Below are 25,290 nucleotides of genomic sequence, written 5' to 3' on the forward strand. Positions count from 1 at the left end.
CAAGCTGAATACACGCCCCCGACAGACCCTGGGCTGGCAGACTCCAGCCCAAGCCCTCAACGAGGCGCTACGTGCAACAACCGGCTGAAACCACCGCCCCGGCAGTGCCTGAGCCGTGCTCAAAGTGCGCAGCCTCGTCGACGTTGAGCACGATTCACCCGTCCCGGCGGGCTCACCGCGGTTGATGCGTGCTCAAGGTGCTGGCCCTTGGTGCTCGAGTACGGCGACGCGACCGCCGCGCGTGTGCACCCGTACGACGAGTGTCGTGCTCGCGGCATTTGGTGGGTTAACCCATGGCGTTGTGGGTTCCTGAGCGGCATGCGGTGGGGGAACCCACAAGCTGATGGGTGAACCCATCAAATGGGGCTGGGGGGTCCACGAGCTGATGGGTGGACCCATCAAATGGGGCTGGGGGTCCACAAGTTGGTGGGTGGACCCATCAAATGGGGCTGGGGGTCCACACGTTGGTGGGTGGACCCATCAGATGGGGAACCGGCGGATGACGGGCGAGAGGTGTGGGTGTTAGTGGGCGGCGGTTAGGGAGCGGGCTAGGGGGCTGGTGGCGGTGATGCGGAGGTTGGTGAGGCCGAGCCAGGTGGTGATGAGGCGGAGTTCGGCGAGGAGGGGCTCGGTGAGGTCGGGGGCGCCGGGTTCGGGGAGTGACGGTGGGGACCAGGAGGGTGGAGGTGGAGCGCTCGGCCTTGAGGTCGACGCGGGCGACCAGGGTGTCGCCGAGGAGGAAGGGGAGGACGTAGTAGCCGTGGATGCGTTCGGCGGCGGGGGTGTAGATGCTGATCCGGTAGAAGAAGTCGAAGTACTGGTGGGTGCGGTCGCGGTTCCAGATCAGTGGGTCGAACGGCGACAGGAGTGCTTGCGCGTCGACCGGGCTATCCACGGTCTCGTGCCAGCGGTAGCTCTGCTTGGTGATGCCCTCGACCCGGACCGGGATGAGTTCACCGGCCTCGACGAGCTCGCGGACGATCCGGCGAGCCGTTGCTGTGGGCAACTTGTAGTGACCGCGTGCACCGCAGAGGTCGGCCGCCGTACCGATCCCGATGCCGCGCGCGGCGACCCGGACCAGCTCGCGTTGCGGATCGTCGGGCTCCGGAGCAGCCAGTACGGCGGCCGGTAGCGCGCGCTCGGTGAGGTCGTAGAGCCGCTCGAAGTTCCGGCGGCCGGCGATGGTCACCAGGCCGGCGCAGTACAGGTATTCGACCGCGATCTTGGCATCCTGCCAATTCCACATCGCGCCAGTGCTCGGGTCGGGATCCGGGTCGGTGCGCTTCCGCCGTACCTCGTCCGGGTTGATCTCACCGGCCGTCAGCGGCCCGCGCTCGGCGATCGTCGCCAGCACCTGCTCGACGAACCCGGGTCGCTCGGCCTGCAACCGCTGCATCCCGACCACGACCGCCCAAGGAGCGCTGATGTTCGGACCGAGCTCTGCACTCCAGTCCTGTTGCTCAGCTGCTCGCATCCGATGCTTGAGCAGCGGGAAGTACTCCACCGGCAGCAGCGCCGCCTTGTGCCCCCAGAAGTACTCGAACAGCTCCCGCTTCGGCCCCCAGCTCAAATCGTCAAGCCTGTCACGCGAATAGCCCCCCAACCGCGAGAACAACGGCAGATAATGCGCGCGGGTCAACACGTTGACCGCGTCGACCTGCAGTACGCCGGCATCCCGGATCGCCGCCCGCATCCGCCGTACATCGATCCGACCTACCGGTCGCCCGCTCGCGAACCCTTGCGCCCCCAGCGCGATCCGTCGAGCCGCAGCGACCGGTACGTCGTTCCCCACCACCTTCATGAACCCAAAAGCTACCGAACTCAGCCGACGAGTGTCACCGACTGCGTCGCCTTGCGCAGCACCGCGTCGAGCTCGGCCTGGTCCTTCGCGCTGCCACCCACGGTCAGCTCGAGGTACGCCCGGTTACCCCCGTCGAGCGTGTCGGCGTACCGGGTGGTGACGACGCGCTGGCCGCGGGCGCCGTCCGTGTAGCTGTACTTCACGTCGTAGAAGACGACCTTCTTGTTGTTCCATTGGATCTCCGACGGCGTGACCCCGTTGGACTGCGACAGGATCTTCAGCCCTGGCACCTTCTTCAGCTCGGCGGTCTTCCGCGCCACCTGAGCCTTCGGGCTCACCTTCGCGTAGATCCCGTCGATGCGCAGCATCTCGTCGGACTTGGTGAACTTCGCCTGGAACTTGTCGAGCTGCGTGAACTTCCACCCCTTCGGCGCCTGAACGGCCACGGTGCAGTGGTCCGCCGAAGTCCCCCAGCACTTGTACGCGTAGCTCGGCGCCGCCGCGTCACTGGGCAGCATCCCAGCGAGCACCCCCGCAACCCCAACCACCGCGGCGCTGGCCAGAACCCGAGCCATCACGTTCTTCTTCATCGTCCTACCCCCTCACGTGCCGGCCCCAGTTGGCCTGACGCGAGCTAAGACGCACCCCTCCCACCAAAAGTTGACCCCCAAAATCAACGGCCCAAAAGGGCACGGCCTGTCTCGTCAGAAGGACAGGAGCTGTCGGGGGATTCGGGGTGCTGTCGGCCTGACTCGGGCGGCTGGACGGTATGCGTAGGCGACTACGTCCTGTTCTACGGAGGATCCATCAAGCTTTGGAGGGTGGTGAAGTCTTCGGGGGTTAGGGGGACGAGGCCTCGGCGGAGTTGGTAGCCCCAGTTGGCCTGGGTGGTGAGGTGGAGGGCGTCTTTCACGTCGGTGAGGGCGACAGGGGCGGCGGCGGCGAAGGTGATGTGGCGGCGCCAGGGTTGGACGGTGCCGTGGGAGCCCATGTCCATGGGGGCGGCTTGGTAGGGCTCGGTGTCGGCGACGATGCCGAGGGCGGTGAAGGCGCGCAGTGGGGTTTTGTCGCCGTACAGGTCGGTGGGGGAGTAGATGACGAAGCCGTCGCCCTGGCGCAGGCGCGCTACGCCGGGGCGTTTGCCGTGGTTGAGCTGGATGAAGCCGCCGGCGACCGCGCGCCGCGTGTGGTCGGCGGAGACGACACCCAGCCAAGCCCTCTCGATGGTGGTCATGAGCTCAGTGTCACGCCGAATAGGTGACACGTTTCGTCATATATCTGGAGATCAGCGGCCAGCCCAGGAGCAGCAGCAGGACGGCGTAGATGACGTACGAGACCGGACCGCCGACCAGGCCGTGGAGTTCGCCGTTGGATAGTTGCAGCGACATCCGTGCCTGCCGTTCGGCGATCGGGCCGAGGATGACGCCGATGATCAGCGGCAGCACCGGGAGTCCGAAGCGGCGCATGCCGAAGCCGAGCAGGCCGAGCAGCAGCAGGAGCAGGAGGTCGAGCGGCTGGGCGTTCACGGCGTACGCGCCCATCGAGGCGAAGAAGATGATGCCCGCGTAGAGATACGGGCGGGGGATCTGCAGCAGCTTCGCCCAGGCGGGAGCCAGCGGGAGGTTCAGCAGCAGCAACATCAGGTTGCCGATGAACAGGCTGGCGATGAGTGCCCAGACCAGGCGCGACTCACGCTGGAACAGCAGCGGCCCCGGCTGGATCCCGTACGACGTGAAGGCCGCGAGCATGACCGCGGCGGTCGCGTTGGTGGGCAGGCCGAGCGCGAGCATCGGTACCAAGGTCCCGGCCGCCGACGCGTTGTTCGCCGCCTCCGGTCCGGCCACACCCTCGATCGCTCCGTGCCCGAACTCCTCCGGGTGCTTCGACAGCTTCTTCTCGGTCGCGTACGACAGGAAGGTCGGAATCTCCGCGCCGCCGGCCGGCAAGGCCCCGATCGGGAACCCGAACGCCGTTCCCCGCAGCCATGGTTTCCACGACCGCCGCCAGTCCGACCGGCCCATCCACGGCCGGCCGACGGGGATCACGGTCCCCGGCGTCCGCCGCAGATGCGCGGCCACCCACAACGCCTCGCCGACCGCGAAGATGCCGACGGCAACCACCACCACATCGATGCCGTCGGCAAGCTGGGGGATGCCGAAGGTCAGTCGCTGCTGACCGGTCACCTTGTCGATGCCGACCAGCCCGATCACCAGTCCGAGCAGCAACGCCGCGAAGCCACGGATCCGCGACGAGCCCAGCACGGACGTCGCTCCGGCGAAGGCCAGCAGCATGATCGCCAGATAGTCCGGCGCCCCGAGGCTGATCGCGAACTTCACCACCTGTGGCGCGACCAGGGCCAGCAGCAAGGTTCCGATCGTCCCGGCCACGAAGGACCCGATCGCGGCGGTCGCCAACGCCTGTGCGGCCCGGCCGGACCGGGCCATCTTGTTGCCTTCGATCGCCGTCACCACCGAGGCCGACTCGCCGGGTGTGTTCAGGAGGATCGAGGTGGTCGAGCCGCCGTACATGCCGCCGTAGAAGATCCCGGCGAAGAGGATGAACGCCTGCACCGGCTCCAGCCCGTACGTGATCGGCAGCAGCAACGCGACCGTCATCGCCGGTCCGATTCCCGGCAGTACGCCGACCGCCGTACCGACGGTCACTCCGAGCAGCGCGAGCAGCAGGTTCATCGGGGTCAGCACGTCGCCGAACCCGGTCAGCAGATTCGCGAGGTTCCCCATCACAAGATCCCTTGCAGTACGCCGGCCGGCAGGTTCACGCCGAGCCCGATCGCGAACAGGTAGAACGTGGTCAGCGACAGCGCGACCGCGATCACCAGGTTCCGGAGGTAGTTCCGGCTGCCCAGCGCGTAGGCCGAACCCCAGAACAGCACCGTCCCGCTGATCACCCAGCCGGCCGGCTCGATCAGCACGAGGTTCACCACGAACGACGCGATCAGCAGCAGGACGGTCTTCCAGTCCACCGCGGAGGTGGGGTCGACGTCCTCACCGCCCTCCGCCTCGCCGGTTCCCCCGCGCGCCACGTCGACGGCGTACAGGACCGCGATCACCAGCAGCAGGACTCCGAGCACGATCGGTACCGGCTTGGGCCCGATCGGATCGTTGCTGTTGGCAATGTGCTGGATCCGGAGCGCGTCGACGATCACCAGGCCGCCGACCGCCGCCAGGAACGCACAGACGCCGTACTGCGCCTTGTCGGTACGCCGGACCGCGACCGGTTCGTCGACCACCGTCATGCCGCCAGTCCCAGCTTGGTCAGGACGTCCACAACCGCCTTGTCCTGCTCGGCCAGGAAGGTGCCGAAGGCATCACCGGTCAGGAAGGCGTCGGTCCAGCCGTGCTTGGTCAGCTCAGCCTTCCATTCCGCCGAGTCGTGCATCCGGGTGAGCGCGTCGATCCAGACCTGCTTGTCCGCGGCACTGATCTCCGGCGGGGCGACGATCCCGCGCCAGTTGGTGAAGACCAGGTCGATCCCCGATCCCTTCAGTGTCGGCACGTCCTTCAGCGCGTCCACCGGCTGCTCACTCGTCACCGCGAGCACCCGCACCTGCCCACTCTCGACCTGGTCCAGGAACTCACCGAACCCGCTCGCCCCGAAGGAGATCTTGCTGCCCAGCAACGCCGGCAGCAGCTCGCCGCCGCCGTCGTACGAGATGTAGTTGACCTGCTTTGGGTCGATGCCGACCGCCTGCGCGAGCTGCATCGGCAGCAGGTGGTCCGGGCCGCCGGCCGACGACCCGCCACCGACCGGGAACTGCTTCGGGTTCGCCTTCCAGGCCGCGACCAGGTCACCGATCGTCCGGTACGGCGAGTTCTTCGGGACCACGATCGCCCCGGCCTCCTCGATCAGCTTCGCCAGCGGGGTCGTCTGGGTGAGCGTCGCCTTGGACTTCGACGTGTACGTCGCTCCGACCACGCCGAGCCCCATCTGGAGCGCGAGCTTGCCGTTGCCCTTCTCGTTGACGGTCCGCTGCAGCCCGACCGTCCCACCGGCACCCGGCAGGTTGAAGACCTGCATCCCGGACGTGATCTTCGCGTCGTCCATCACCTTCGCGGCCACCCGCGCAGTCGTGTCGTACCCACCACCGGCCGCGTTCGGCACCATCAGCCGCAACCCGCTCACCGGCTTCCCGCCATCAGGCGCCGCCGAGTCCCTCTTCTCCGCGGTCGCCCCACACGCCGTACCGGCCATCAGCACCAGCGCCGCACCCGCCGCCACCCAAACCTTCGCCCTCATCGCCATTCCCTTCCCGAACCACCAGCCACCGCACCCACCCCACCACCCACCCCCATTTGACTGCCTAGCCACGCGTATTGGGGGTTCTCCACCCTGAATACCGGTGCAGAACCCCCAATCTCAGTGCCTAGCCAGGGAAATGGGGGGTGGGGCGAGGGGGACGCGCTTGGGGTTGATCGTGGGGGTGGGGACGGTACGGCGTCTGCGTTGTGACCGCAGCGGTGGTTGAGTTCATTGTGGTCACGACTCGATCGGGGCTGAAGGGTGGCCTTCACGGGGTTCCAGCGGTGATCATGCGGCCGTGGCGTTGCGAATCGGGAAGCGGCCGACCCTGGCCGGTCAGCTGCTGGTCCTGCAGTTGGCGATCGTGGTGGTGGTGCTGGTCGCCGTCGCCGCGGTCTCGCTCGCCCAGTCGGCCGCCACCTTCAACCGGGTCGAGGGCCGCCGGGTCACCGCGCTGGCCGAACAGCTAGCCGGCAACCAGACGCTGCGGTTCGGAATCCGGCACCCGGTACCGGCCGAGGTGCTCGCCCCGCTGCTGACGACCACGCTGACGCAGTCCGGCGTCACCTCGATCACCGTCGCGGCGGCGGATGGCCGGATCATCGCGGCCACCAATCTGACCACTATCGACGGCGCGATGACGTTGGGTGATCCGGGGGTCGCGGATGGTCGCGGCTGGTCCGGTGAGCTGCGCGTCGACGATGAGCAGGAGCTGGTCTCCCAGGTCCCGGTGCTCAGTCAGGGAGTGGACGCGAACAACCTGCCGGACGGTTCACTCGGCGAGCGGATCGGCACGGTGATGGTCGGCGAACGGGTGCCGTCGGTCCTGGAACGGTTGCGCGGGGCATCGTCGTACCTGGCGATCTATCTCGGGATCGCCTGTCTGCTGGGGTTGCTCGGCTCGTGGTTGCTCGCCCGCCGGATCAAGCGCCAGACGCTCGGCCTCGAGCCGCGCGAGATCGTCGGCCTGGCCGAACACCGCGAGGCGATGCTCTACGGCCTCGCCGAGGGAGTCGTTGCCCTCGACCCCCATTTGCGGGTGACGCTGGTGAACGATGTCGGTCGGCGGCTCCTCGACCTCCCGGCCGATGCAGTCGGCCGCAGCCTGCGTGAGCTGGGCATCGAGGGTCGGCTGCACGAGGTGCTGGCCGGTGAGCAGGACAGTGTGGCCGCCCGGGACGCCGTCGTCGTCCGGCGCGGCCGGGTGCTGGTGATGAACCGGATGGACGTCGCCAAGGACGGCCGCTCGCTCGGCTCGGTCACCACCCTGCGCGACCGGACCGAACTGGCCCAGCTGGAGCGTGAACTCGGTTCCTTCCGCAGCTCGGCCGAACTGCTCCGCGCCCAGACCCACGAGTTCGCCAACCAGCTGCACACGATCTCCGGGCTGATCCAGATCGGCGAGTACGACGAGGTCGTCGCGTACGTCGGCGCGCTCAACCGGTACCGGGAGTCGCTCGACCTGACGCTCACCCGCCGGGTCCACGACACCGCGGTCGCCGCGCTGCTGATGGCGAAGTCTTCGGTCGCCGCCGAACGCCGTGTCGAGCTCCGCGTCTCCGAACGCACCACGGTGCAACGACTCGCACCGGAGCTGTCCGCCGACATCGCGACCGTGGTCGGCAACCTCGTCGACAACGCGGTCGATGCCGCCGCCCAGTCCGGTACGCCGCTGTCGCCGGCCTGGGTCGAGGTCGAGCTGCGGCAGGACGCGGCCAGTATCGAGATCGAGGTCCGCGACTCCGGACCCGGGATCGCGCCGGAACTGGCCCAGGAGGTGTTCGCGCACGGTTTCACCACCAAGGCCGCGGCCGAAGGCGAGCGCGGGATCGGGCTCGCGATGATCCGGCTGATCTGCCGGCGCCGCGGCGGCGAGGTCGCGGTCACGAACCTGGATGACGGCGGCGCCGCGTTCGTGGCCCGGATGTCCGTGCAGCCGTTGCCGGAGGGAGCCCGATGATCACGGTGCTGGTGGTCGACGACGACTTCATGGTGGCCCGGATCCACCGCGGCTTCGTGGAGCGGGTCGACGGATTCGAGGTCCTCGGTACGGCGAACTCCGGCGAGCAGGCGTTGACCGCGATCCGCGAACTCCGCCCGGATCTCGTGCTGCTCGACCTCTACCTGCCGGACACCTTCGGCATCGACCTGATCGCCCAGCTGCGATCCGCGCAGCCGGACTGCGACATCCTGGTGATCACCGCGGCGCGCGAGGCGGACGCCGTACGGGGTGCTGTTCGGCAGGGGGTGGTGAACTACCTGCTGAAACCCTTCGGTTTCGAGGATCTGCGCTCGCGGCTGCAGCAGTACGCGCGGCAGCGGGCCAGCGTGCCTGATCAGGTGACCAGCCAGGCGGACGTCGATCGCGTGCTGACGCCGACCAGACCGGCCGGGAACCGGCTGCCGAAGGGACTCAGCCAGGAGACTGCCGAGCTGGTCTCCACCGCGCTGAAGGCTGCCGACAGCCTGTCCGCGGCCGAGTGTGCCGAGCAGGTCGGGTTGTCCCGGGTCAGCGCCCGCCGCTACCTCGAGTTCTTCTGCACGCGGAACCAGGCGGTCGTCGCCCTCCGGTACGGCTCGACGGGCCGCCCGGAACGCCGCTACCGCTGGCACGCTTAGCATGCTCGGCATGCCGATGTTCGAGTTCGAAGGTAAGAGTCCGACCGTGCACCCGGAGGCGTGGGTCGCGCCGACCGCGACGCTGGTGGGTGATGTGGTCGTCGAGGCCGGGGCTTCGATCTGGTACGGCGTGGTGATCCGGGCCGATCTGGCCACGATCACGATCCGGGCCGGGGCCAACATCCAGGACAACACCGTGATTCACGCCGGGCACACCGGGTGCGAGGTCGGGGTGAACGCGACGGTTGGGCACCTGTGCCTCGTGCATGACTGCACGATCGGCGAGCAGGCCCTCGTCGGGAACGGCGCGATCGTGCTGGACGGCGCCGTCGTCGGCGCCCGCACGTTGATCGCGGCCGGGGCGACCGTCACTCCGGGTGCGGTGATCCCGCCGGAATCGGTGGCGATGGGGAGTCCGGCGAAGAAGATCGTCCCGCTGGAGGGGACGGCCAAGCTCTTCGTCGACCACAACGCGGCCGTGTACCACGATCTCGCTCGCCGGCACGCGGAGAGCGCCGTACCGGTCGACTGACCTTTGGTCGGCGGGCCCTCGGGGACGATCCTCCCCGAGGGCCTCACCGTGGGCTGTCTGCTCAACCCGTCAAAACTCAGGTACCCAAGGCCCGGTTTTTGAAAAGCCCTGCTGGTGAAAGCGCGCTGAAAGAACCTCCCGCGAAGCTACGGTGGCCAGACAACCGAGGGAGGGGTTCCATGACCGAGATCGCGAGCACCGGAGCCTTCGTCATCGACCGCGCCGACGGCCGGGACGACGGTGAGGGCTGGGAAGAAAACTACACCGAGCTACCTGGTGGTGCCGGTGTGTCACTGATTCTGGAGTCCACCAGCAAGGAAGGCGTCGGCCCCCGCCTGCATCTGCATCCGTACGCCGAAACTTTCATCATCCGGCGCGGATCGGCCACCTTCACGGTCGCCGACGAGCAGGTGGTCGCCCACGCCGGCCAGATCCTCGTCGTACCGGCCGAGACCCCGCACAAGTTCCGCACGGGGCCTGGCGGTTACGAGGCGTTGCACATCCACGCCAACCCGACCTTCGAAACCACCTGGCTGGAGTAGCTCAGCCCAGCGTGAAGGTGGCGCTGACCGGAAGGTGGTCGGAGGCGAGCGACGACGGAACCGAAGCGGCGGTCGCCTTCAGTGCGGTGCTGTGCAGCACGTAGTCGATCCGACGCGTGGGGAACGGCACCGCGCTGGTGTAACCCAGCCCGACACCGACCTCGGTCCAGGTGTCCTTCCAACGCGCGGTCAGCGTCTTGATCTCCGCAGCACTCGGTACGGCGTTCAGGTCGCCGACGAGCACGGTCGGCTCGGTGGCGCTGCCGAGCAGGTTGACGATCGCGGTCGCCTGCTGCTGACGCTCGGCGGCGGTCGCGTTGTTCAGATGCGTGTCAGCAAAGCGAACCGGCGTCCCGTCGACGTTGATCACCGTCTCCAGCAGACCGCGCTGCTCCTCGTCACCGACCTTCGGCAGCAGCGTGTTCCGGGAGTCGGTGATCGGGTACTTCGACAGCACCGCCGTACCGTACTGGCGCCGCGGCTTACCCGCCTCCGGCGGATCCCAGTCCAGGTTGGCCGCGAACACGTAGTTCATCCCCAACCGCGTGGCCAGCCACGCCGCCTGGTCCACCCAGTTGCTTCGGGCATCGAAGTTCTTGTCCACCTCCTGCAGCCCGACGATCCCGGCGCCGGACGCCTCGATGGTCTTCGCGGTCCGCTCGAGATCGAGCTTCCCGTCGGTACCGGCGCCATGATGGATGTTGAACGTGAAGGTCTTCACCGTCGTCGCCGCCTGTGCAGTCGTGGGCACGATCAGGAGCAGAGCTCCGGCCAGGGCAGTGGTGATCAAGGAGAGTTTACGCACGTCGAGCAGTATTCAGCCGCCCAGGTTCACGGCCGACTTCTGCCCGAACGCCTTTCGCCACAGACCGAAGTCGTCCCGCACCAAGATCTCGCTGATCCACTCGTCCGCCCGGTACGGCGTCCCGTCCCACGTCCCCGAGCTGGTCCGCCGGGCCGTCACCACGACCGAGTCACCGACCGGCGCGATGCGCTCCGGCCCGACCGTCTCCATCGTGTGGTGGGCCAACCGCCCGGACGCGATCCAGCCGATCAGCTCCGTCTTCGCGGTGATCCCGGACGGGCCGACGTACACCCAGTCGTCGGTGAAGAAGGTGCTGATCAGCTCGGCGTCGTTCCCCAGCAAAGCCTCATCGGCCGCCGCTCCGGCGGCCCGGATCTCATCTTCCAGTGTCACCTGGCCGATCGTAGTCCGGGTCGATGTTGTGGTTGCCGCGGAACAGATTGCCCGGGTCGTACTGACGCTTCAGTGCGGCGAGCTTCTCGTACGTCTGCGCCGGGTAGACCGCATCGACCTCGGTCGTGGACAAGAAGTTCGCGTAGGCACCGGTGCTGTGCGGCGCTAGCCGTTCCCAGAGCGCGTCCAGCGCCGGCCGCGCGGCCGCGATCGCCGGGGCCGGTCCGATGTTCGTGGTCACGAACATCAACTCAGCCTGCCGATACGGGTACGCCGTGGCGTCGGCAGCGACGCGCGCGACCGCACCACCCACACTCCGTACGGCGATGATCGGTGAACCCGCAGTCGCCCCGGTCTCGGCCAGGATCCGGAGTACCTCCGAGACGGACTCCTTGTCCACAAAGGCACTTCGGGCCACGAACTCGATGCCCGGCGGCGGTGCCTGACCAACCACCAAGGTCTCCGCGTACGGCGTCAGCGCGACGTCATCCGCGATCACCGTGCCGAGCGCGCGAATCGGGTCGAGCGCTGACGCGTCGTCACCGTCCCAGGTGAGGTGAATCTCGATCGGAGCGTCCGGCCCACCCAGGAACGGGTTGGCGAAGGTCGCGATCGACGTGAGCTCGTCCGGCGCCGTACGGGCGTAGTCGGCCCAGCCCTGCAGCACGCTCGCCGCCTCAGTCGCCGGGAACGCGATCTTCCCGTGCAGAACCTCGGTCGTCGGATGCGCCATGAACTCGAACGCCGTCACCACGCCGAAGTTGCCCCCACCACCGCGCAACCCCCAGAACAGCTCCGGATGCTCATCGGCCGACGCCCGGACGACATCCCCATCGGCCGTCACCACTTCAGCGGCGACCAACTGATCGAGCGCGAGCCCGTACTTCCGGACCTTCCACCCGATCCCGCCACTCAGCGTCAACCCGCCGACGCCCACACTCCGTGTGTCACCCGACGAGATCGCCAGCCCATATGGCGCCAGCGCATCCGCCACCTGCCCCCAGGTCGCGCCACCACCGATCCGCACCAGCCGTTCGTCGAGCACCAGCACATCGTCCAGCCCGCTGAGATCCAGTACGACGCCATCGTCGTTCGTACCGAATCGCGCGAACGCATGCCCGCCGCCGCGCACCGCCAACGCCAGCCCCGTGTCCACCGCGAACTGCACTACCGCCTGGACGTCCGCCACGCTCCGCGGCCGCACCACGCCGGCCGGTCGGCCGGTCCCGAACACAGTCCGGCTGACTGCGTCGTACTCGGCCGAACCTGCCTCAACGATCTCCCCACCGAACTCACGCCGTAGCTCATCAAAGGTCATGCTCACGTGACGCCGGCCAAGCGATCCGTGTGACAACCTTCAACTGTGACTCAGGTCACGGCAGGCGGATCGTTACCAGCTTGGTCTCGATGTTGCTGTCGACGAGGTTGCCGGCGGCGTCGAAGGCGGCCGGGCCGTCGGTCATCCCGAAGTCGTTGTCGTTGATGACCACGAGTGTGTGCTTCGACGTGAGCGCGACGCCCTCGATCTTCTTCGGAGCACCAGCGACCGTGTTCAGGTCCAGGAAGAGCTTCTTCGACAACACCGGTACGCCGGACGCTGCCGGGTCGGTGAGTGCTTCCAGCGAAGGCGCGGTCGCGGTGTCGTCCCACTTGGTCCCGAGCACGTTGTCGCGATCACGCAGTACGACGCGCTGCAGGCGAGCCGCGTTGTCGGTGCGCTCCTGGACGAGCAGGGTCTCGTGGCCGACCGCGATCACCGAGGAGATCTTCAGCTCGGTCGTGCTGTCCTCGCCGGGGTCGACGACGCCGACCGGGTCGAAGCGGTAGACGTACTCCGCGGTGACCTTGCCGCGGTGCGGGGAGAAGCGAACCAGCCGCGTGGTGAGGGACGCCTCGCCGATCTTCTTGCTCGGGTTGAGCAACGGGCTCTGCAGCGCCATCACCAAGTCGCCACCGGGCAGCTGGGCCAGACCCTCGAAGCCGCGGTTGATCTTGCGGGTCAGGAAGATCGAGGGCAGCGCCTCGATCACCGGGTAGTCGGCTCCGGTCAGGTTCAGGCCCTTCGGCACGTACCGCGCGAGCACTCGGCCGCGAGAAGAGACGTGCACCAGCGACGGGCCGTACTCGTCGACCAGCCAGAAGGTGCCGTCGTTCGCGCGGACGATGCCCTCGGTGTCCAGCCCGTTCGGGTTGACGGTCAGCCGGGTCGAGGCGTCGTACGTGTAAGGCAGTTCGTCGCGGCTCTCCTGGTTGGAGAGCCCGGTGACCGGGTCGCCGTGGCGCGTGGTGATCGGGATCGCCGACAGCACCCGAAGCTTGCTGCCGTCGACCCTCACCTTCACGATCGCCGGGTCGAACCCGGGCACCGGGAACGTGCGACGGTTGGTGCCGTCGATCTTGATCTGGCCGTTCGGGCCGCGGTCGGTGATCGTCCAGAACTCACCAGGACGGCCGGCCGGGAAGATGTCGCTGCCGATCCCGCCGAGGTCGACCTTGCGGTCGTTGCCGACCGAGTGCCGGATCAACGAGTTGGAGAACGCCCCGAGGCTGATGTCCGGCAACGTCGCTGTCCCCACCACCTTGGCCTGTACCGGCGGGCGCTCATGCGCCTGCGCCCCGCTTGCCACCAACGCCGCCGCGGTCAACGCCGCAGTCCCCACCCACGCGATCCGACTCAACATGGCCAGACCCTCGCCGCAACCGGTGAACACCGGTTGGCCTAGTGATGAACCTGGACGAAATCCGTCAGCCCTCACCAACCGATTCGCGCGCGCATCCCCATCCAGCGCGGTCTCGGGGCTCACCCGATAACTGCGCCAACGTCCGAAGGACCCGCAGACGTCGTCGGCGTGTCTTCGGACGTTAACGGCGCCGGCCGCGGTTGTGCCGGGTTTGCGGATGATTACTGCCGCTATGTGGCAGTAGGGCCCCGCAAAGGTGCGTGTACGGGTGACTCGCCCGCCTGCGGCGGTCGACTGAAGCCTTCAGGTCGCGGCCGCCTGTGGCTGAGCCGGATGGTGCGGTCGGCGATCGCGTGCACCTTGCCTGGGCCTGACGGGCTCTGGCTGAGGCCGTGGTGCCCGTCTCCGGATAGTGACGGTCGCGGGAGGCTGGGGAGTCTTGCCTGTCGATACAGGTCGGTTCCGCTCCCCGGCCCCACCCCACCACCCGCGCAAACCACCCAGCGGGGACGCCCTCGGCCGCAGGTGAGCGGCGGCTGAGGGCGTCCCCACCTAAGGCATGAGGAACTTTTGGGTGGCGGCGGCTGTGCAGGGGTTGATAACTAGTTTGGTGCCGTCGGTGTTTTTGCCGTCGGCTGGTTCTAGGCAGAGGCCGGAGCGGACGTTGAGGAGGGTGCCGTCGGCTCGGGGTGTCCACTTCTGCCCGGGGCTGCTGTCGCAGGTCCACAGGACGGCCGGGCTCAGGGGCGCCGTACTGCGGGCGTCGAGGCATTTGCCGAGGGAGGACCGCATGGTTCCGTTGTCGAGGATGAGCCACCGTTGGGCCGTCGTACCGTTGCAGGACCACAGTTGGACCTGGGTTCCGTCGGCGGTCTGTGATTGCGGTACGTCGGTGCACTTGCCGGCGATGCCGGTCACGTCGCCCTCGTCGGTGTAGACGCCCATCTCCCACAGGCCGTTGTAGCTGCCGGCCACGCCGCGCGCGGTGATGTTGATCTGTACGAACCGGGCTTTGACCGAGGTGAAGCCGAGGCTGTCGATGAAGCCGTCGCCGGTCTTGGTCGAGTAGACGGTCTTCCAGGTCCGGCCGCTCTCGAGCACCTGGATCGTGTACGCCTTCGCATACGACGTCGACAGCCAGTTCAGGAGCACCCGGTTGACCACCTGCACCCGGCCGAGGTCGACCCGCAACCACTGCGGATCGCTGCGCGCGCTCGACCAGAAGGTCGCCGCGTTGCCATCCACGGCAAGCGACCCGGGCCGGTTGCTGTAGACACTCGACGTCGTCACCGGGTGGTTCAACGCCAGGTTCCGTTTCGGCACGTACGTCGCCGTGTACGTCGACTCCGCATCCGGCGCGAGGAAGTTGTGGTTCCGGGCACCGCCATCAGACCAGGAAGCGAATTTGTACAGAACCGGCCCCACCAACTGCACCGGATCCGCCGACACCGAACCGCTCGACCCGGTGATCGTGGTCGCGGTCGCCGGGGCCTTCAGGTTCTTGTCCAGATACGTGACCTGTAGTCCGGTCGGCTGGGTCGCGAAGTTGAGCTTGGTCGTCTTCGGGTCCAGCCGGACACTCTTCACATCGGTCAAACCACCGGCGTCCTTCGCGGTCAGCCGCAGCTCCAGGTACGACGGGTATTCGTGATCCGGTGCCGCGAAGGAACCGCTCAGTCCGGTCGTCGAGGTGATTTGGTGCTCATGGCAATCACTTGGACAGTGATGCATGATCAGCGACCAGGTCAGTGCGGAACCCGGCAGTGAACCCTGCTCCGCATCGGACGCCGAGCCGGAGAACGAGATCGTGTCACCGACCTTCCATGTGACCGCCGGGCCGGGTGACGTGATGGAGGCGGTCGGTGCTGTGTTGCCGACGTTGATCTGGGTCGACGTGGTCGTCGTACCGCCCTGGCCGTCACTCACCTTCAGTCGAACAGTCACGGGACCGTTGCTCGGATAGGTGTACTGCGGCTTGGCGGCGGTCGAGTCGTCGTACTGGCCGTCCCCGTCGAGGTCCCACGCATAGGCCAGCGGATCGTTGTCGGCGTCGCTGGAGGCAGTGCCGTCGAAGCTGACCTGCAGCGGCGCGTTCCCACTGGTGCGATCGGACTGGATCACCGCGGTCGGCGGGTTGTTCGTGGCGCTGTAGACGTACCGCTTGATGGCGCCGTTGTCGTAGTCGACCGCGAACAGGTCGCCACCCGGGCCGGTGACCAGTCGAGTCGATCCGTAGCCCGACGCGAACTGCACGATATGCGCCGGGTCCGGCAGACCGTTACTGCCCTTCAGCATCGCCCAGACACACCGACGGCTGTAGTCACCGAAGAACAGCGCCCCGTCGTACTCGGCGGGATAGTTGCCTCCGGCATAGAACGTCAGACCCGAGAGCGACGAACTGCCAACCGTGCAGGTCTCATCCGGTACGACGTGCGCCGAGTGGTTGTAGGCGTAGTACGGCGCGGCGACCGCGGCTGGGCCGGCGGCGTACAGGTTCTCGCAGATGTTGAGATTGGCGGCGTCGAAGGACTTCAGCCGTCCCGCGCCCTCGTAGCAAGGCCAGCCGAAGTTCGTGACGCCGGCCGTCGGGACGGTGATCCGGTTGATCTCCTCCCAGACCTGGTAGCCGACATCGCCGGCCCACAGTTCGTTGGTGCCGGGCCGGAACGTGAACCGCATCGGGTTGCGCAAACCCTCGGCGACGATCCGGCGGGCGTTCAGGTCGGGGCTGGACAGCAACGGGTTGCCGGGCGCGGCCTGGCCGTTGTCCGGGTTGATCCGGATGATCGAGCCGTCGAGCGTGACCGGGTCACCGCTGGTGCGGAGATCCTGCGCCCGGAGCGAACCGCCTTCAGCCGTAGGAGGGGTGAGGGTGGTACCGACCGGCGCAGGCCCGTCGCCACAAGGGTTGTCCGGGGTCGGGTCGGCCGTCGCGTCGCCGTCCTGGCCGTAGTCGGCGTAGACGAAGCTGGCGCCGTCACCACCACCGGCGTACAGCATGCCGTCGGGACCGAACTCGATCGTGCCGATCGAGTGGCTGGGGAAGACCTGGCACCAGTCCTCGACCAGCACCTGCTCGGAGACCGTCGATCCGGTCTGCGTGAGCACCGCTAGCCGCGCACTTGCCTGGCAACCATCGCTGGTCGGCCCGGGCGGCGACGGACACGGGTCGTCGGTCGCATCCGCCGTACCCCACTTGGGGGCTTGGCCGCCGATCAGCGCGTCATGCGTGTACAGCACGTAGATCCGTGGGTCCGCCGGGAAGTCCGGGTGCAGGGCGAGCCCGAGCAGGCCGCGGTCCCAGAAGTTGTAGACCTCGGTCCGCAGATCGGCGTACACGCTCGGTGTCGGGTCGTCGAGCGAGTCGAAGACCTTGATCAGCCCGCTCTTCTCGGCCACGAACACCCGGCCGTCCGGCGAGAACGCGACGTTCGTCGGGTTGCTCAGTCCGCTGAACACGGTCTGCTCGCTGAACCCACTCGGCGCGGCCACGGCACGCGCCGACCCTGTCGCCACCAACGGCACCAGCAGTGACACACAGATCACAGCCAGCACCCGCCGCAGCGCATCGGCGGAAAAACGCATAACAAAAGCCCCCAGTGCACACTTAATCCCCACCCCCGTGAGCCCAGCCAGAATGCGGCTTCAGGTCCGAACTACGCAAGGGGTGCGCCGAACAAACCCCTTCGCGCTCAGTGTCGCCGTAGCGAGAATGTGAGTGTGGAGACGAAGACTGTGGTCGCGGTGGTGACCGTGGGGGATCGGTACGTCGGTACGTCGCTGCCCTTTGAGGCAGACCGGGTGTGGTGGCCGGAGATCGAGGATGCGACTGCGCAACTGGATGCGTTGCTGGGGGTCCGGACCGTCGTCCTGCGGTTGGTGCACACGGGCGAGCGGCAGAACGGCAGGGGTGGGCTGTCGGTGTACCACGTGCAGGCGGATCGCGAGCCGGCTCCCGGCGTACTGGATGCCACGCCGAACGAGTGGTCGGAGGGGCTGACGCGGCCGGAGCCGCGGCGGGCTTCGTGGGCGGAGGTGGACGGGCCGCGGCGGATGATCGAGTGGGCCTCCGAGATCCTCGGGACTTCGGACTGGGTGCAGGTGAAGACGTGGAACCTGTCTTGCCTGATCCGGTTCGACGGAGCGTGGGCGAAGGCTACGAGTACGTTCTGCAGCGTTGACGCGGATGTCATTCGACAGGTCCAGCAGTACGACGCTCAGCTCGGGCCGGCCGTTCTTGGGGTGGACCTGGAACGGCGGTGGTCGCTCCTGGCGCACGCTCCGGGGTCCGACTGTTGGGAGCCCGACGCGGAGACGGTCGACAACGTGCTCACCCGCTGGGTCGCCGTACAGGCTGCTCTACCAACAGCAGACCTCGGTACGCCGCGATTGCTACCGAACGAATTGGCCGGCCACCTGACGCGCTTACTCGCGGGCGAGGCCGGTGTGCAATTGAACGCCACCGAGCACGCACAGGCTCGTGAGCTCGTCGACCAACTCCCCGGCATCGTCGCCGAGCTGGACGAGTCCGGGCTGCCGATCACCTTGGTGCACGGCGATTTCCACCCTGGGAACTGGCGCTCGGATGGGACCACTCGGATGATCGTCGACTGGGCTGACGCCTTCGTCGGTCACCCCGCAGCCGATGTGCGCCGCCTCTACGACTGGTTGCCGACGGAGAAGCGCGAGCATGCTGCGACCGTCTGGGCAGCCGCCTGGAAGCACCACCTCCCGGCCAGCGATCCATTGCGGGCGTTGGCGCCAATGGCAGTCGTCCAGGCGCTCTACGGTGCAGTGCTCTACCAGAAGTTCCTCGACCACATCGAGCCCAGCGAACGGGTGTACCACGCAACGGATCCCGCGGCCGGAATCCGCGCCGCCTGCGTTGCCGCAGGCAACTTGTGAACCACCAGGCCGGTTACTCGGCGTGACATTCGCGGCACGGCCATCCGGGACCGGGTTGGCGCCGAAGGGTGTTCGTGGATCGATCTGACCGTTGGCGACGCGTTCCGTGCTGCGCAGCACGGCATTCTGTCCGCCGTTGCCGGTACGCTGAAGCTGGCTGCACTTCCCGGACTCCGGCGCCGCCTTGTGAGGTCAAGGCCACACGAGGTTTGTTCGTGAGGGCAGTCGATCCCGGGCCGGGCGCGGTTAGCCTGGACAGGGACGTCGTTGACCGAGCAGTGGCTGTGGCCCGAAGGGGTGGGGATCCGTCGTGGTGAATAGCCGGAACGACAACGGACGTTGGGGCTGGCAAGAGCCTGCCGGCGCTGTGGACACGCGATGACCGCCGCGGAGACCTCGCGGGTCCGGTACCGGCGCCCGCGGCACGCGGAGACCGTCGAGGCGCGGCTGTTCGAGCATGTCAACCGGCTGGGTGACGAGCACCCGCCGATCCCGTTGGACAGCGCGGACTTCAGCATGAAACGACCAGACCTGTTGGCCAGCAGGTTCGGTGGCGTGCTGGCCTACATGACCCGGGTCGAGCTCGAGGTCGAGCGCAATGTGCTCGAGCTGAACCTGCTGCTCCCGGACCCGCCGCCGGTCGACAAGCTCTTCTACGCCGACGTGTGGTCGCCGCAGGAGATCCACCACGGCCTGCTGCTGGACCGGTTGCAGACCTTGGCCGGCCTGCCGGTCTCGGCGCCGAACGTCGACAAGATCTCGTTCCAGCTGCGGTTCCTGGGGGCGCTCGCGCACCTGCCGGTGATCCAGGACATCAGCCGGATGCTCTACTACCTGACCGGTGTCGCCACCGAGAAGTCCGCGATCCTGGCCTACAACCTGCTCCACAAGGGTCTGCTGGACCTCGACGAGCGGGCGGTCGCGTCGACGATCATCGCGCCGATCCGCCGCCAGGAGCCCGGTCACTTCGCGTACTACAAGATCGCCGCCCGCGGCCTGTGGGAAGAGATGGCCCCCTGGCAGAAGTGGCTGACCCGGCTGTTGCGCAAACAGTCGTTCGAGGTCGTCGGTGCGTACAACAAGCGCCAGCGGGCCGAGTTCGGCGGCGTGATGGAGGCCCTGGGCATCACCGCCGAGGGTGACGAAGGCATCCGGAAGTATGCGCAGCAGGTCGGCCAGGTCGAGCTCGAGCTGCTCTTCGCGCAGCGACAGGGCCTGCGGCTGCCGAGCTATGTGCTCGACTCGTTCCGCAGCGCCTTCCGGCTCTACCGCCGCAGCTGACCAGTACGGACTGTTTCGACTCCGTTGCGTAGCGGAGTGGTCCCGGCGAATCGCTTGCTTTGCTCTGGACAGTGGGTGGAGGCTCAGCTATACGTTAGGCCCCCGTTAAGCTGACGCCCCCTCTGGAGTTCGTTGATGAGTTCGATCCGCCTCGACTCGATCACGAAGTCGTACGACGGGGAACACCTTGCCGTGAGCAAGCTTTCGCTGAGCGTGGCCGACGGGGAGTTCATGGTCCTGCTCGGGCCGTCCGGGTGCGGGAAGTCGACGGTCCTGCGGATGATGGCCGGGCTGGAGCAGATCACCGCCGGCGACCTGTACTTCGGCGACGAGCACGCGAACTGGATGGCGCCGGGAGATCGCGGCATCGCGATGGTCTTCCAGAACGGTGCCCTCTACCCGAACAAGACGGTCCGCGGGAACATCACCTTCCCGCTGCAGATGGCCGGTGAGACCCCCGAGGAAGCCAACGAGAAGGCGCATCAGTTGGCCGGCGTCCTGGGCATCCAGCAGACGTTGAACCGCTTGCCGCAGACGCTGTCCGGCGGTCAGCGGCAGCGCGTCGCGATCGGGCGCGCGATCGTGCGGCAGCCCTCGGCCTTCCTGATGGACGAGCCGCTGTCGAACCTGGACGCCGCGATGCGGACCGAGCTCCGCCAGGAGATCGGCGCGATGACTCGCGACCTGGGCATCACCACCGTCTACGTCACGCACGATCAGGTCGAGGCGCTGACCCTCGCCGACCGGATCGCGGTCATGCGCGATGGCCGGCTCGAGGATGTCGGCACGCCGGCCGAGGTCTTCGATGACCCCGCGACCGCCTTCGTGGCGGGATTCCTCGGCGTACCGAGGATCAACCTGCTGTCCAGCTCAGTCCGTGCCGAGGGCGGCCGCGTCAGCCTCGTGCTGGGCGGCGGCCAGGCGCTCCACCTCGACCCGGACGATCGCCGTACGACGTTGCTGCTCCGCCGCGGTGGTGAGGAGATCATCATCGGCGTCCGCAGCGACGCGCTCACCCTCGACGGTGAATCGGCGAACCGGCTCTCAGGCAGGCTGCGCACGCTCGAGTACCACGGCCACCAGTGGATCGCCTATGTCGAGGCCGGGATCGACATGGTCAACCCCGACCTGATCGGCCGCCACAAACCCGAACGACTCAGCAACCATTCCCGGCGGTCGTTCTGGCGCCGCGCCGGCCGGGCCACGAAGCGTTCCGGCCTCCTGCACCGCCGCACCTTCGCCCAGCAGGCAATGGCCGAGACCTCCGCCCCGACCCACCGTCGCGCCGACCTCGTCGTCGAACTGCACTCCAGTACGCCGCACGTCCCGGGCGACCAGGTGAGCTTCGCCGTCGACATGGACCGGGTCTACCTCTTCGACCGCCACGGCCTCCGCATCGACCGCGTCACCAGGTGAGCTAGCTTCGCACCGGGCCGGTGGAGGCTCGTTGGATGAGTTGGACGTCGAGGGTGATGGGGGCGTCGGGGTGTTGCTGTTGCTCGATGGCGGCCAGGAGGCGTTCGACCGCGAGGGCGGCCTTTTGGGGGATGTCCTGGGCGACGGTGGTGAGTTTGGGCGTGACGTACTCGCTCAGGTCGAGGTTGTCGAAGCCGACGACTGACAGCTGGTCGGGGACCGGGTGGCCGGTGTCGGCCAGGCCCTCCATGATGCCGATGGCGAGGATGTCGGCGGTGGCGAAGACCGCGGTGGCGTCGGGGTGCTCGGTGGGGATGCGGCGGCCGAGGTCGCGGCCGGTGCTGTGCGTTGTGGTCTCGACGGTGACCACGCGCTCGGTCCAGGTCAGGCCGGCCTCGGTGAACGCGGCGCGGAAGCCGTCGTACCGCTGATGGACGACGCCCGCGCCGCTGAAGGGCGGACCGGCGAAGACGATCTCGCGGTGGCCGAGGCCGATCAGGTGGCGGGCGGCCAGGAGCGCGCCGGTGTAGTCGTCGGAGCGGACGCCGGTGGTGAGCGGGTTGTCCGAGTAGCTGTCGACAGCGAGGAGCGAGACGTTGCCGACGGCACCTGGTGTCAGCCGGTCGACGTCCTCGTCGAGGAAGCCGAGCAGTACGGCGCCGTCGAGGCTCCACGACTTCAGTGCCTCGCCGACCTCACTCGGTTGCGCGATCCCGCGCAGCAGCAGGTGGTAGCCGCTCTTACGCAACTGCCGCTCGATCTGGCCGAGGATCGCCACGTTGTGCGGGCTGATCATCAGGCTGTCCTCGTCGGCGGCCGGGACCAGGAGCCCGATCATCCGCGACGACTTCGCGGCCAGGCTGCGCGCCGACGCGCTCGGCACGTACCCGCGGGCCGCGACGATGCGCTGGATCCGCTCGATCGTCTCGGCCGAGACGCGGGCCCGGTTGCCGTTCACGACGTTCGAGACCGTCATGATGCTCACGCCGGCCTCGTCCGCGATGTCCTTCAGCGTGACCCGCACGCAAGCCTCCCCTGACCTGTTGACAGTTCCGTTTCCCGGAGATTACCTTCCGGTGAAGGTGGAGCGCTAAACCTATCACGAGAGCAGGGGATTGCGGGATGGATCAGTGGTGGCGGGACGCGGTGATCTACCAGGTCTATCCGCGCAGTTTCGCGGACGGGAACGGCGACGGGACCGGCGATCTGGCCGGGGTCCGGTCGCGCCTGAACTACCTGCGGGAGCTCGGCGTCGACGCCCTCTGGTTCACGCCGTGGTACCTGTCCCCGCTGGCCGACGGCGGGTACGACGTGGCCGACTACCGCACCATCGACCCGGCCTTCGGGACGGTCGAGGAGGCCGAGCAGTTGATCGCGGAGGCCACCGCCCTGGGCATTCGCACGATCGTCGACATCGTCCCGAACCACGTCTCCAGCGAGCACGAGTGGTTCAAGGCTGCCCTCGCGGCCGGCCCGGGTTCGCCGGAGCGCGAGCGGTTCTGGTTCCGCGGTGGCGAGGAGTTGCCGACGAACTGGATCTCCAGCTTCTCCGGTGAGACCTGGACCCGCACCAAGAACCCGGACGGTACGCCGGGCGAGTGGTACCTGCACCTGTTCACACCTGAGCAGCCCGACCTCAACTGGAACCACCCCGACGTACGGCGCGAGCACGAGGACGTACTGCGGTTCTGGTTCGACCGCGGAGTGGCCGGAGTCCGGATCGACAGCGCGACCATGCCGGTGAAGGACCCTGCGTTCCCCGACCTCGGTACGACGGCCGACCACCCGTTCGTCGACCGCGACGGCCTGCACGAGATCTACGCCGGCTGGCGGACGGTCGCCGACTCCTACGATCCGCCGCGGATGCTGGTCGGCGAGATCTGGCTCGCGGACCCCGAGCGGTTCGCCCGCTACCTGCGTCCCGACGAGCTGCACACCGCGTTCAACTTCGACCTGATGGGCCGGCCGTGGGACGCCGCCGCACTCCGGGACTCCATCCGTACGACGCTCGCCGCGCACGCGCCTGTTGATGCACCGGCGACGTGGGTGTTGTCGAATCACGACGTCACCCGCCCGGTCACCCGGTATGGACGAGCGGATACGTCCTTCGCCTTCGACACGAAGCGGTTCGGCGTACCGACTGATCTTGAGCTTGGTACCCGACGGGCGCGAGCGGCAGCGCTGCTGACCGGGGCACTGCCTGGCTCGCTCTACATCTATCAAGGTGATGAGCTCGGCCTGCCTGAGGTGGAGGACCTTCCGACTGCTGCTCTGCAGGACCCGATCTTCTATCGGTCCGAAGGAACTGACCCGGGACGCGACGGCTGCCGGGTTCCGTTGCCCTGGACAACCATTGGCTCGACGTTCGGCTTCAACTCGCACGGCTTCGGACCGTGGCTCCCGCAACCGGCGGACTGGGGATCCCGGTCGGTCGAGGCGCAAGCCGGCGACCCGGAGTCAATGCTCTCGCTCTACCGCTCGATGCTTGCCGCGCGCAAGGACCTCGATGAGTCCTTCGCCTGGCATCCGCTGAACTGCGAGGACCTGCTCGCCTTCACTCGCGGCGACGTGCTCTGCCTGGTGAACTTCGGTGCCCCTCGGCGGCTACCGACCGGCTCCACCGTGCTGCTCGCCAGCGCTCCCCTGACGGGCGATCTGCCCACCGACACCGCCGCATGGGTGCGGCTGCAAGGAGAATGACCATGAAGACCATTGCAGTGGTGCTGGCTCTGGCGGCGGGTTTGACCGCGTGTTCCGGCTCAAATAAACAACCCGAAGCCGACGGTCCGGTGACCCTCAAGGTGGCCCGGGATCCCGGTCTCGACAAGGGCGCGATCGCGGCCTTCGACGAGCGGGTTGCCCAGTTCGAGAAGGCGAATCCGGGGATCGACATCGCGCCGCAGGAGTACAACTGGACCGCGACGACCTTCACCGCGCAGCTTGCTGGTGGCACGCTGCCCGATGTGTTCACGGTTCCGTTCACCGATGGTCGCGGGCTGATCGAGCGCAAGCAGATCGCCGACATCAGCGGCCTGGTCTCGACGTTGCCGTACGCAAGCAAGTTCAACGAGAACGTGGCCAAGGCCGGGAAGGCCGAGGACGGCAAGATGTGGGCCGTCCCGATCGCGGCGTACGGGCAGGCTCTGCACTACAACCGGGCGTTGTTCCAGCAGGCCGGTCTCGATCCGGACAAGCCGCCGACGACGTGGGACGACGTACGGGCTGATGCCAAGCAGATCGCGGACAAGACCGGCAAGGCTGGGTACGCGCAGCTGACCACGGACAACACCGGTGGCTGGATCCTCACCACGCTGGACTATGCGTACGGCGGTCGCACCGAGAAGCTTGATGGTGACAAGGCGACCGCGGAGCTGGACACTCCGGAGCTCGCGTCCGTCCTGCAGTGGTTGAAGGATCTGCGCTGGACCGACAACAGCATGGGCTCGAACTTCCTCTACGACTGGGGTGGCATCAACCAGGCGTTCGCCTCCGGTCAGGTCGGCATGTACGTGTCGGGCGGCGGCAACTACGGCTCGCTCGTCACGCAGAACGCGTTGAAGCCGGCCGAGTACGGCGTGACGGTGCTTCCGCTCGCGGACAAGCCGGAGGCCGGCGTACTGGGTGGTGGAACGTTGGCCACCGTCAGTGCGAAAGCCAACGAGGCTGTGAAGGCAGCTGCGGTGAAGTGGATCGACTTCTTCTATCTGAACAAGCTCACCGACCAGAACGCTGCCGCGTTGGATGCGAAGACCACGGCGGCCTCGAAGCAGCCGGTCGGTGCTCCGCAACTGCCGGTGTTCGACCGAGCGACGTACGACGAGTCTCTCGGCTGGGTGAAGCAGTACGTGAACGTGCCGCTCGAGCAGTTCAAGCCCTACACGGATAAGATGTTCGACCAGCAGTTGGTGACCGAGCCGGTGCGGTCGACCCAGGAGGTCTACAAGCTGCTCGACCCGGTCGTGCAGTCGGTGCTGACCGACAAGAACGCGGACATCGCCAAGCTGCTCAAGAACGCCGACGCCGAGGCGCAGGCCTTGCTGGACCGGAACTGACCG

At 67.6% G+C, this 25,290-nt stretch carries 21 protein-coding genes; 9 read left to right on the forward strand and 12 right to left on the reverse strand.

What is annotated here, in order from left to right; all coding sequences use genetic code 11:
- Positions 1–439: 439 nt before the first annotated feature.
- The 6 genes from ACIA49_RS41015 to ACIA49_RS41040 all read right to left on the reverse strand — a co-directional run bounded on the left by ACIA49_RS41015 (position 440) and on the right by ACIA49_RS41040 (position 6,058).
- Positions 440–1,801: a DNA glycosylase AlkZ-like family protein gene (locus tag ACIA49_RS41015; protein WP_396383776.1), complete on the reverse strand. Its 1,362-nt coding sequence runs from the start codon at positions 1,799–1,801 to the stop codon at positions 440–442.
- 20 nt (positions 1,802–1,821) lie between these two features.
- On the reverse strand, positions 1,822–2,391 hold the full coding sequence (locus tag ACIA49_RS41020; RefSeq protein WP_396383777.1) for a hypothetical protein: 570 nt from the start codon (positions 2,389–2,391) through the stop codon (positions 1,822–1,824).
- 203 nt (positions 2,392–2,594) lie between these two features.
- Entirely contained in the window at positions 2,595–3,035 is a 441-nt protein-coding gene (locus ACIA49_RS41025) for an EVE domain-containing protein (protein WP_396383778.1), read from the reverse strand.
- Positions 3,036–3,045: 10 nt separating this feature from the next.
- The gene (locus tag ACIA49_RS41030; RefSeq protein WP_396383779.1) at positions 3,046–4,542 is read right to left on the reverse strand and encodes a tripartite tricarboxylate transporter permease; all 1,497 of its coding nucleotides are present in this window, start codon (positions 4,540–4,542) and stop codon (positions 3,046–3,048) included.
- Positions 4,542–5,057: a tripartite tricarboxylate transporter TctB family protein gene (locus tag ACIA49_RS41035; RefSeq protein WP_396383780.1), complete on the reverse strand. Its 516-nt coding sequence runs from the start codon at positions 5,055–5,057 to the stop codon at positions 4,542–4,544. Before ACIA49_RS41035 ends, ACIA49_RS41030 begins: the two co-directional genes overlap by 1 nt.
- Complete coding sequence (locus ACIA49_RS41040; protein ID WP_396383781.1) at positions 5,054–6,058, reverse strand: Bug family tripartite tricarboxylate transporter substrate binding protein; 1,005 nt, start codon at positions 6,056–6,058, stop codon at positions 5,054–5,056. Before ACIA49_RS41040 ends, ACIA49_RS41035 begins: the two co-directional genes overlap by 4 nt.
- 301 nt (positions 6,059–6,359) lie before the next feature.
- On the opposite strand from ACIA49_RS41040, the gene ACIA49_RS41045 reads away from it, so the two are divergent.
- The 4 genes from ACIA49_RS41045 (at position 6,360) to ACIA49_RS41060 (ending at position 9,754) form a co-directional block, all read left to right on the forward strand.
- Positions 6,360–8,021 carry an ATP-binding protein gene (locus ACIA49_RS41045; RefSeq protein ID WP_396383782.1) on the forward strand — a complete coding sequence of 554 codons (1,662 nt, stop codon included), beginning with the start codon at positions 6,360–6,362 and terminating at the stop codon, positions 8,019–8,021.
- The gene (locus tag ACIA49_RS41050; protein WP_396383783.1) at positions 8,018–8,680 is read left to right on the forward strand and encodes a response regulator; all 663 of its coding nucleotides are present in this window, start codon (positions 8,018–8,020) and stop codon (positions 8,678–8,680) included. Before ACIA49_RS41045 ends, ACIA49_RS41050 begins: the two co-directional genes overlap by 4 nt.
- Before the next feature lie 10 nt (positions 8,681–8,690).
- Positions 8,691–9,212 (forward strand): gamma carbonic anhydrase family protein, encoded by a 522-nt coding sequence (locus ACIA49_RS41055; protein WP_396383784.1) that lies wholly within the window; start codon positions 8,691–8,693, stop codon positions 9,210–9,212.
- 179 nt (positions 9,213–9,391) lie between these two features.
- A complete protein-coding gene (locus tag ACIA49_RS41060) occupies positions 9,392–9,754 on the forward strand; it encodes a cupin domain-containing protein (RefSeq protein WP_396383785.1) in 363 nt (120 codons plus the stop codon).
- Position 9,755: 1 nt separating this feature from the next.
- On the opposite strand, the gene ACIA49_RS41065 is transcribed toward ACIA49_RS41060, so the two are convergent.
- The 5 genes from ACIA49_RS41065 to ACIA49_RS41085 form a co-directional block, all read right to left on the reverse strand.
- Positions 9,756–10,559: an endonuclease/exonuclease/phosphatase family protein gene (locus tag ACIA49_RS41065; protein ID WP_396383786.1), complete on the reverse strand. Its 804-nt coding sequence runs from the start codon at positions 10,557–10,559 to the stop codon at positions 9,756–9,758.
- 12 nt (positions 10,560–10,571) lie between these two features.
- On the reverse strand, positions 10,572–10,952 hold the full coding sequence (locus tag ACIA49_RS41070) for a nuclear transport factor 2 family protein (protein ID WP_396383787.1): 381 nt from the start codon (positions 10,950–10,952) through the stop codon (positions 10,572–10,574).
- Positions 10,936–12,270, reverse strand: a complete 1,335-nt coding sequence (locus ACIA49_RS41075) for an FAD-binding oxidoreductase (RefSeq protein ID WP_396383788.1) — start codon at positions 12,268–12,270, stop codon at positions 10,936–10,938. The genes ACIA49_RS41070 and ACIA49_RS41075 overlap by 17 nt, the downstream gene beginning before the upstream one ends.
- A gap of 55 nt (positions 12,271–12,325) precedes the next feature.
- Complete coding sequence (locus ACIA49_RS41080; protein ID WP_396383789.1) at positions 12,326–13,633, reverse strand: esterase-like activity of phytase family protein; 1,308 nt, start codon at positions 13,631–13,633, stop codon at positions 12,326–12,328.
- A gap of 552 nt (positions 13,634–14,185) precedes the next feature.
- The gene (locus ACIA49_RS41085) at positions 14,186–17,218 is read right to left on the reverse strand and encodes a PQQ-dependent sugar dehydrogenase (RefSeq protein WP_396383790.1); all 3,033 of its coding nucleotides are present in this window, start codon (positions 17,216–17,218) and stop codon (positions 14,186–14,188) included.
- A gap of 135 nt (positions 17,219–17,353) precedes the next feature.
- On the opposite strand from ACIA49_RS41085, the gene ACIA49_RS41090 reads away from it, so the two are divergent.
- The 3 genes from ACIA49_RS41090 (at position 17,354) to ACIA49_RS41100 (ending at position 21,235) form a co-directional block, all read left to right on the forward strand.
- Complete coding sequence (locus tag ACIA49_RS41090; RefSeq protein WP_396383791.1) at positions 17,354–18,538, forward strand: aminoglycoside phosphotransferase family protein; 1,185 nt, start codon at positions 17,354–17,356, stop codon at positions 18,536–18,538.
- A gap of 378 nt (positions 18,539–18,916) precedes the next feature.
- Positions 18,917–19,819, forward strand: coding sequence for a GTP-binding protein LepA (locus ACIA49_RS41095; protein WP_396383792.1), 903 nt, complete (start codon positions 18,917–18,919; stop codon positions 19,817–19,819).
- A gap of 135 nt (positions 19,820–19,954) precedes the next feature.
- Positions 19,955–21,235: an ABC transporter ATP-binding protein gene (locus ACIA49_RS41100; RefSeq protein WP_396383793.1), complete on the forward strand. Its 1,281-nt coding sequence runs from the start codon at positions 19,955–19,957 to the stop codon at positions 21,233–21,235.
- Position 21,236: 1 nt separating this feature from the next.
- Here ACIA49_RS41100 and ACIA49_RS41105 read toward each other — a convergent pair whose 3' ends face one another.
- The gene (locus ACIA49_RS41105) at positions 21,237–22,259 is read right to left on the reverse strand and encodes a LacI family DNA-binding transcriptional regulator (RefSeq protein ID WP_396383794.1); all 1,023 of its coding nucleotides are present in this window, start codon (positions 22,257–22,259) and stop codon (positions 21,237–21,239) included.
- 98 nt (positions 22,260–22,357) lie between these two features.
- Here ACIA49_RS41105 and ACIA49_RS41110 point away from each other — a divergent pair, with 98 nt between their 5' ends.
- A complete protein-coding gene (locus ACIA49_RS41110; protein WP_396383795.1) occupies positions 22,358–23,935 on the forward strand; it encodes a glycoside hydrolase family 13 protein in 1,578 nt (525 codons plus the stop codon).
- 2 nt (positions 23,936–23,937) lie between these two features.
- Positions 23,938–25,287, forward strand: a complete 1,350-nt coding sequence (locus tag ACIA49_RS41115) for an ABC transporter substrate-binding protein (RefSeq protein ID WP_396383796.1) — start codon at positions 23,938–23,940, stop codon at positions 25,285–25,287.
- Positions 25,288–25,290 lie beyond the last annotated feature (3 nt).

It is taken from the genome of Kribbella sp. NPDC051587 (genome assembly GCF_044453945.1).
In the GTDB taxonomy this organism is placed as follows: domain Bacteria; phylum Actinomycetota; class Actinomycetes; order Propionibacteriales; family Kribbellaceae; genus Kribbella.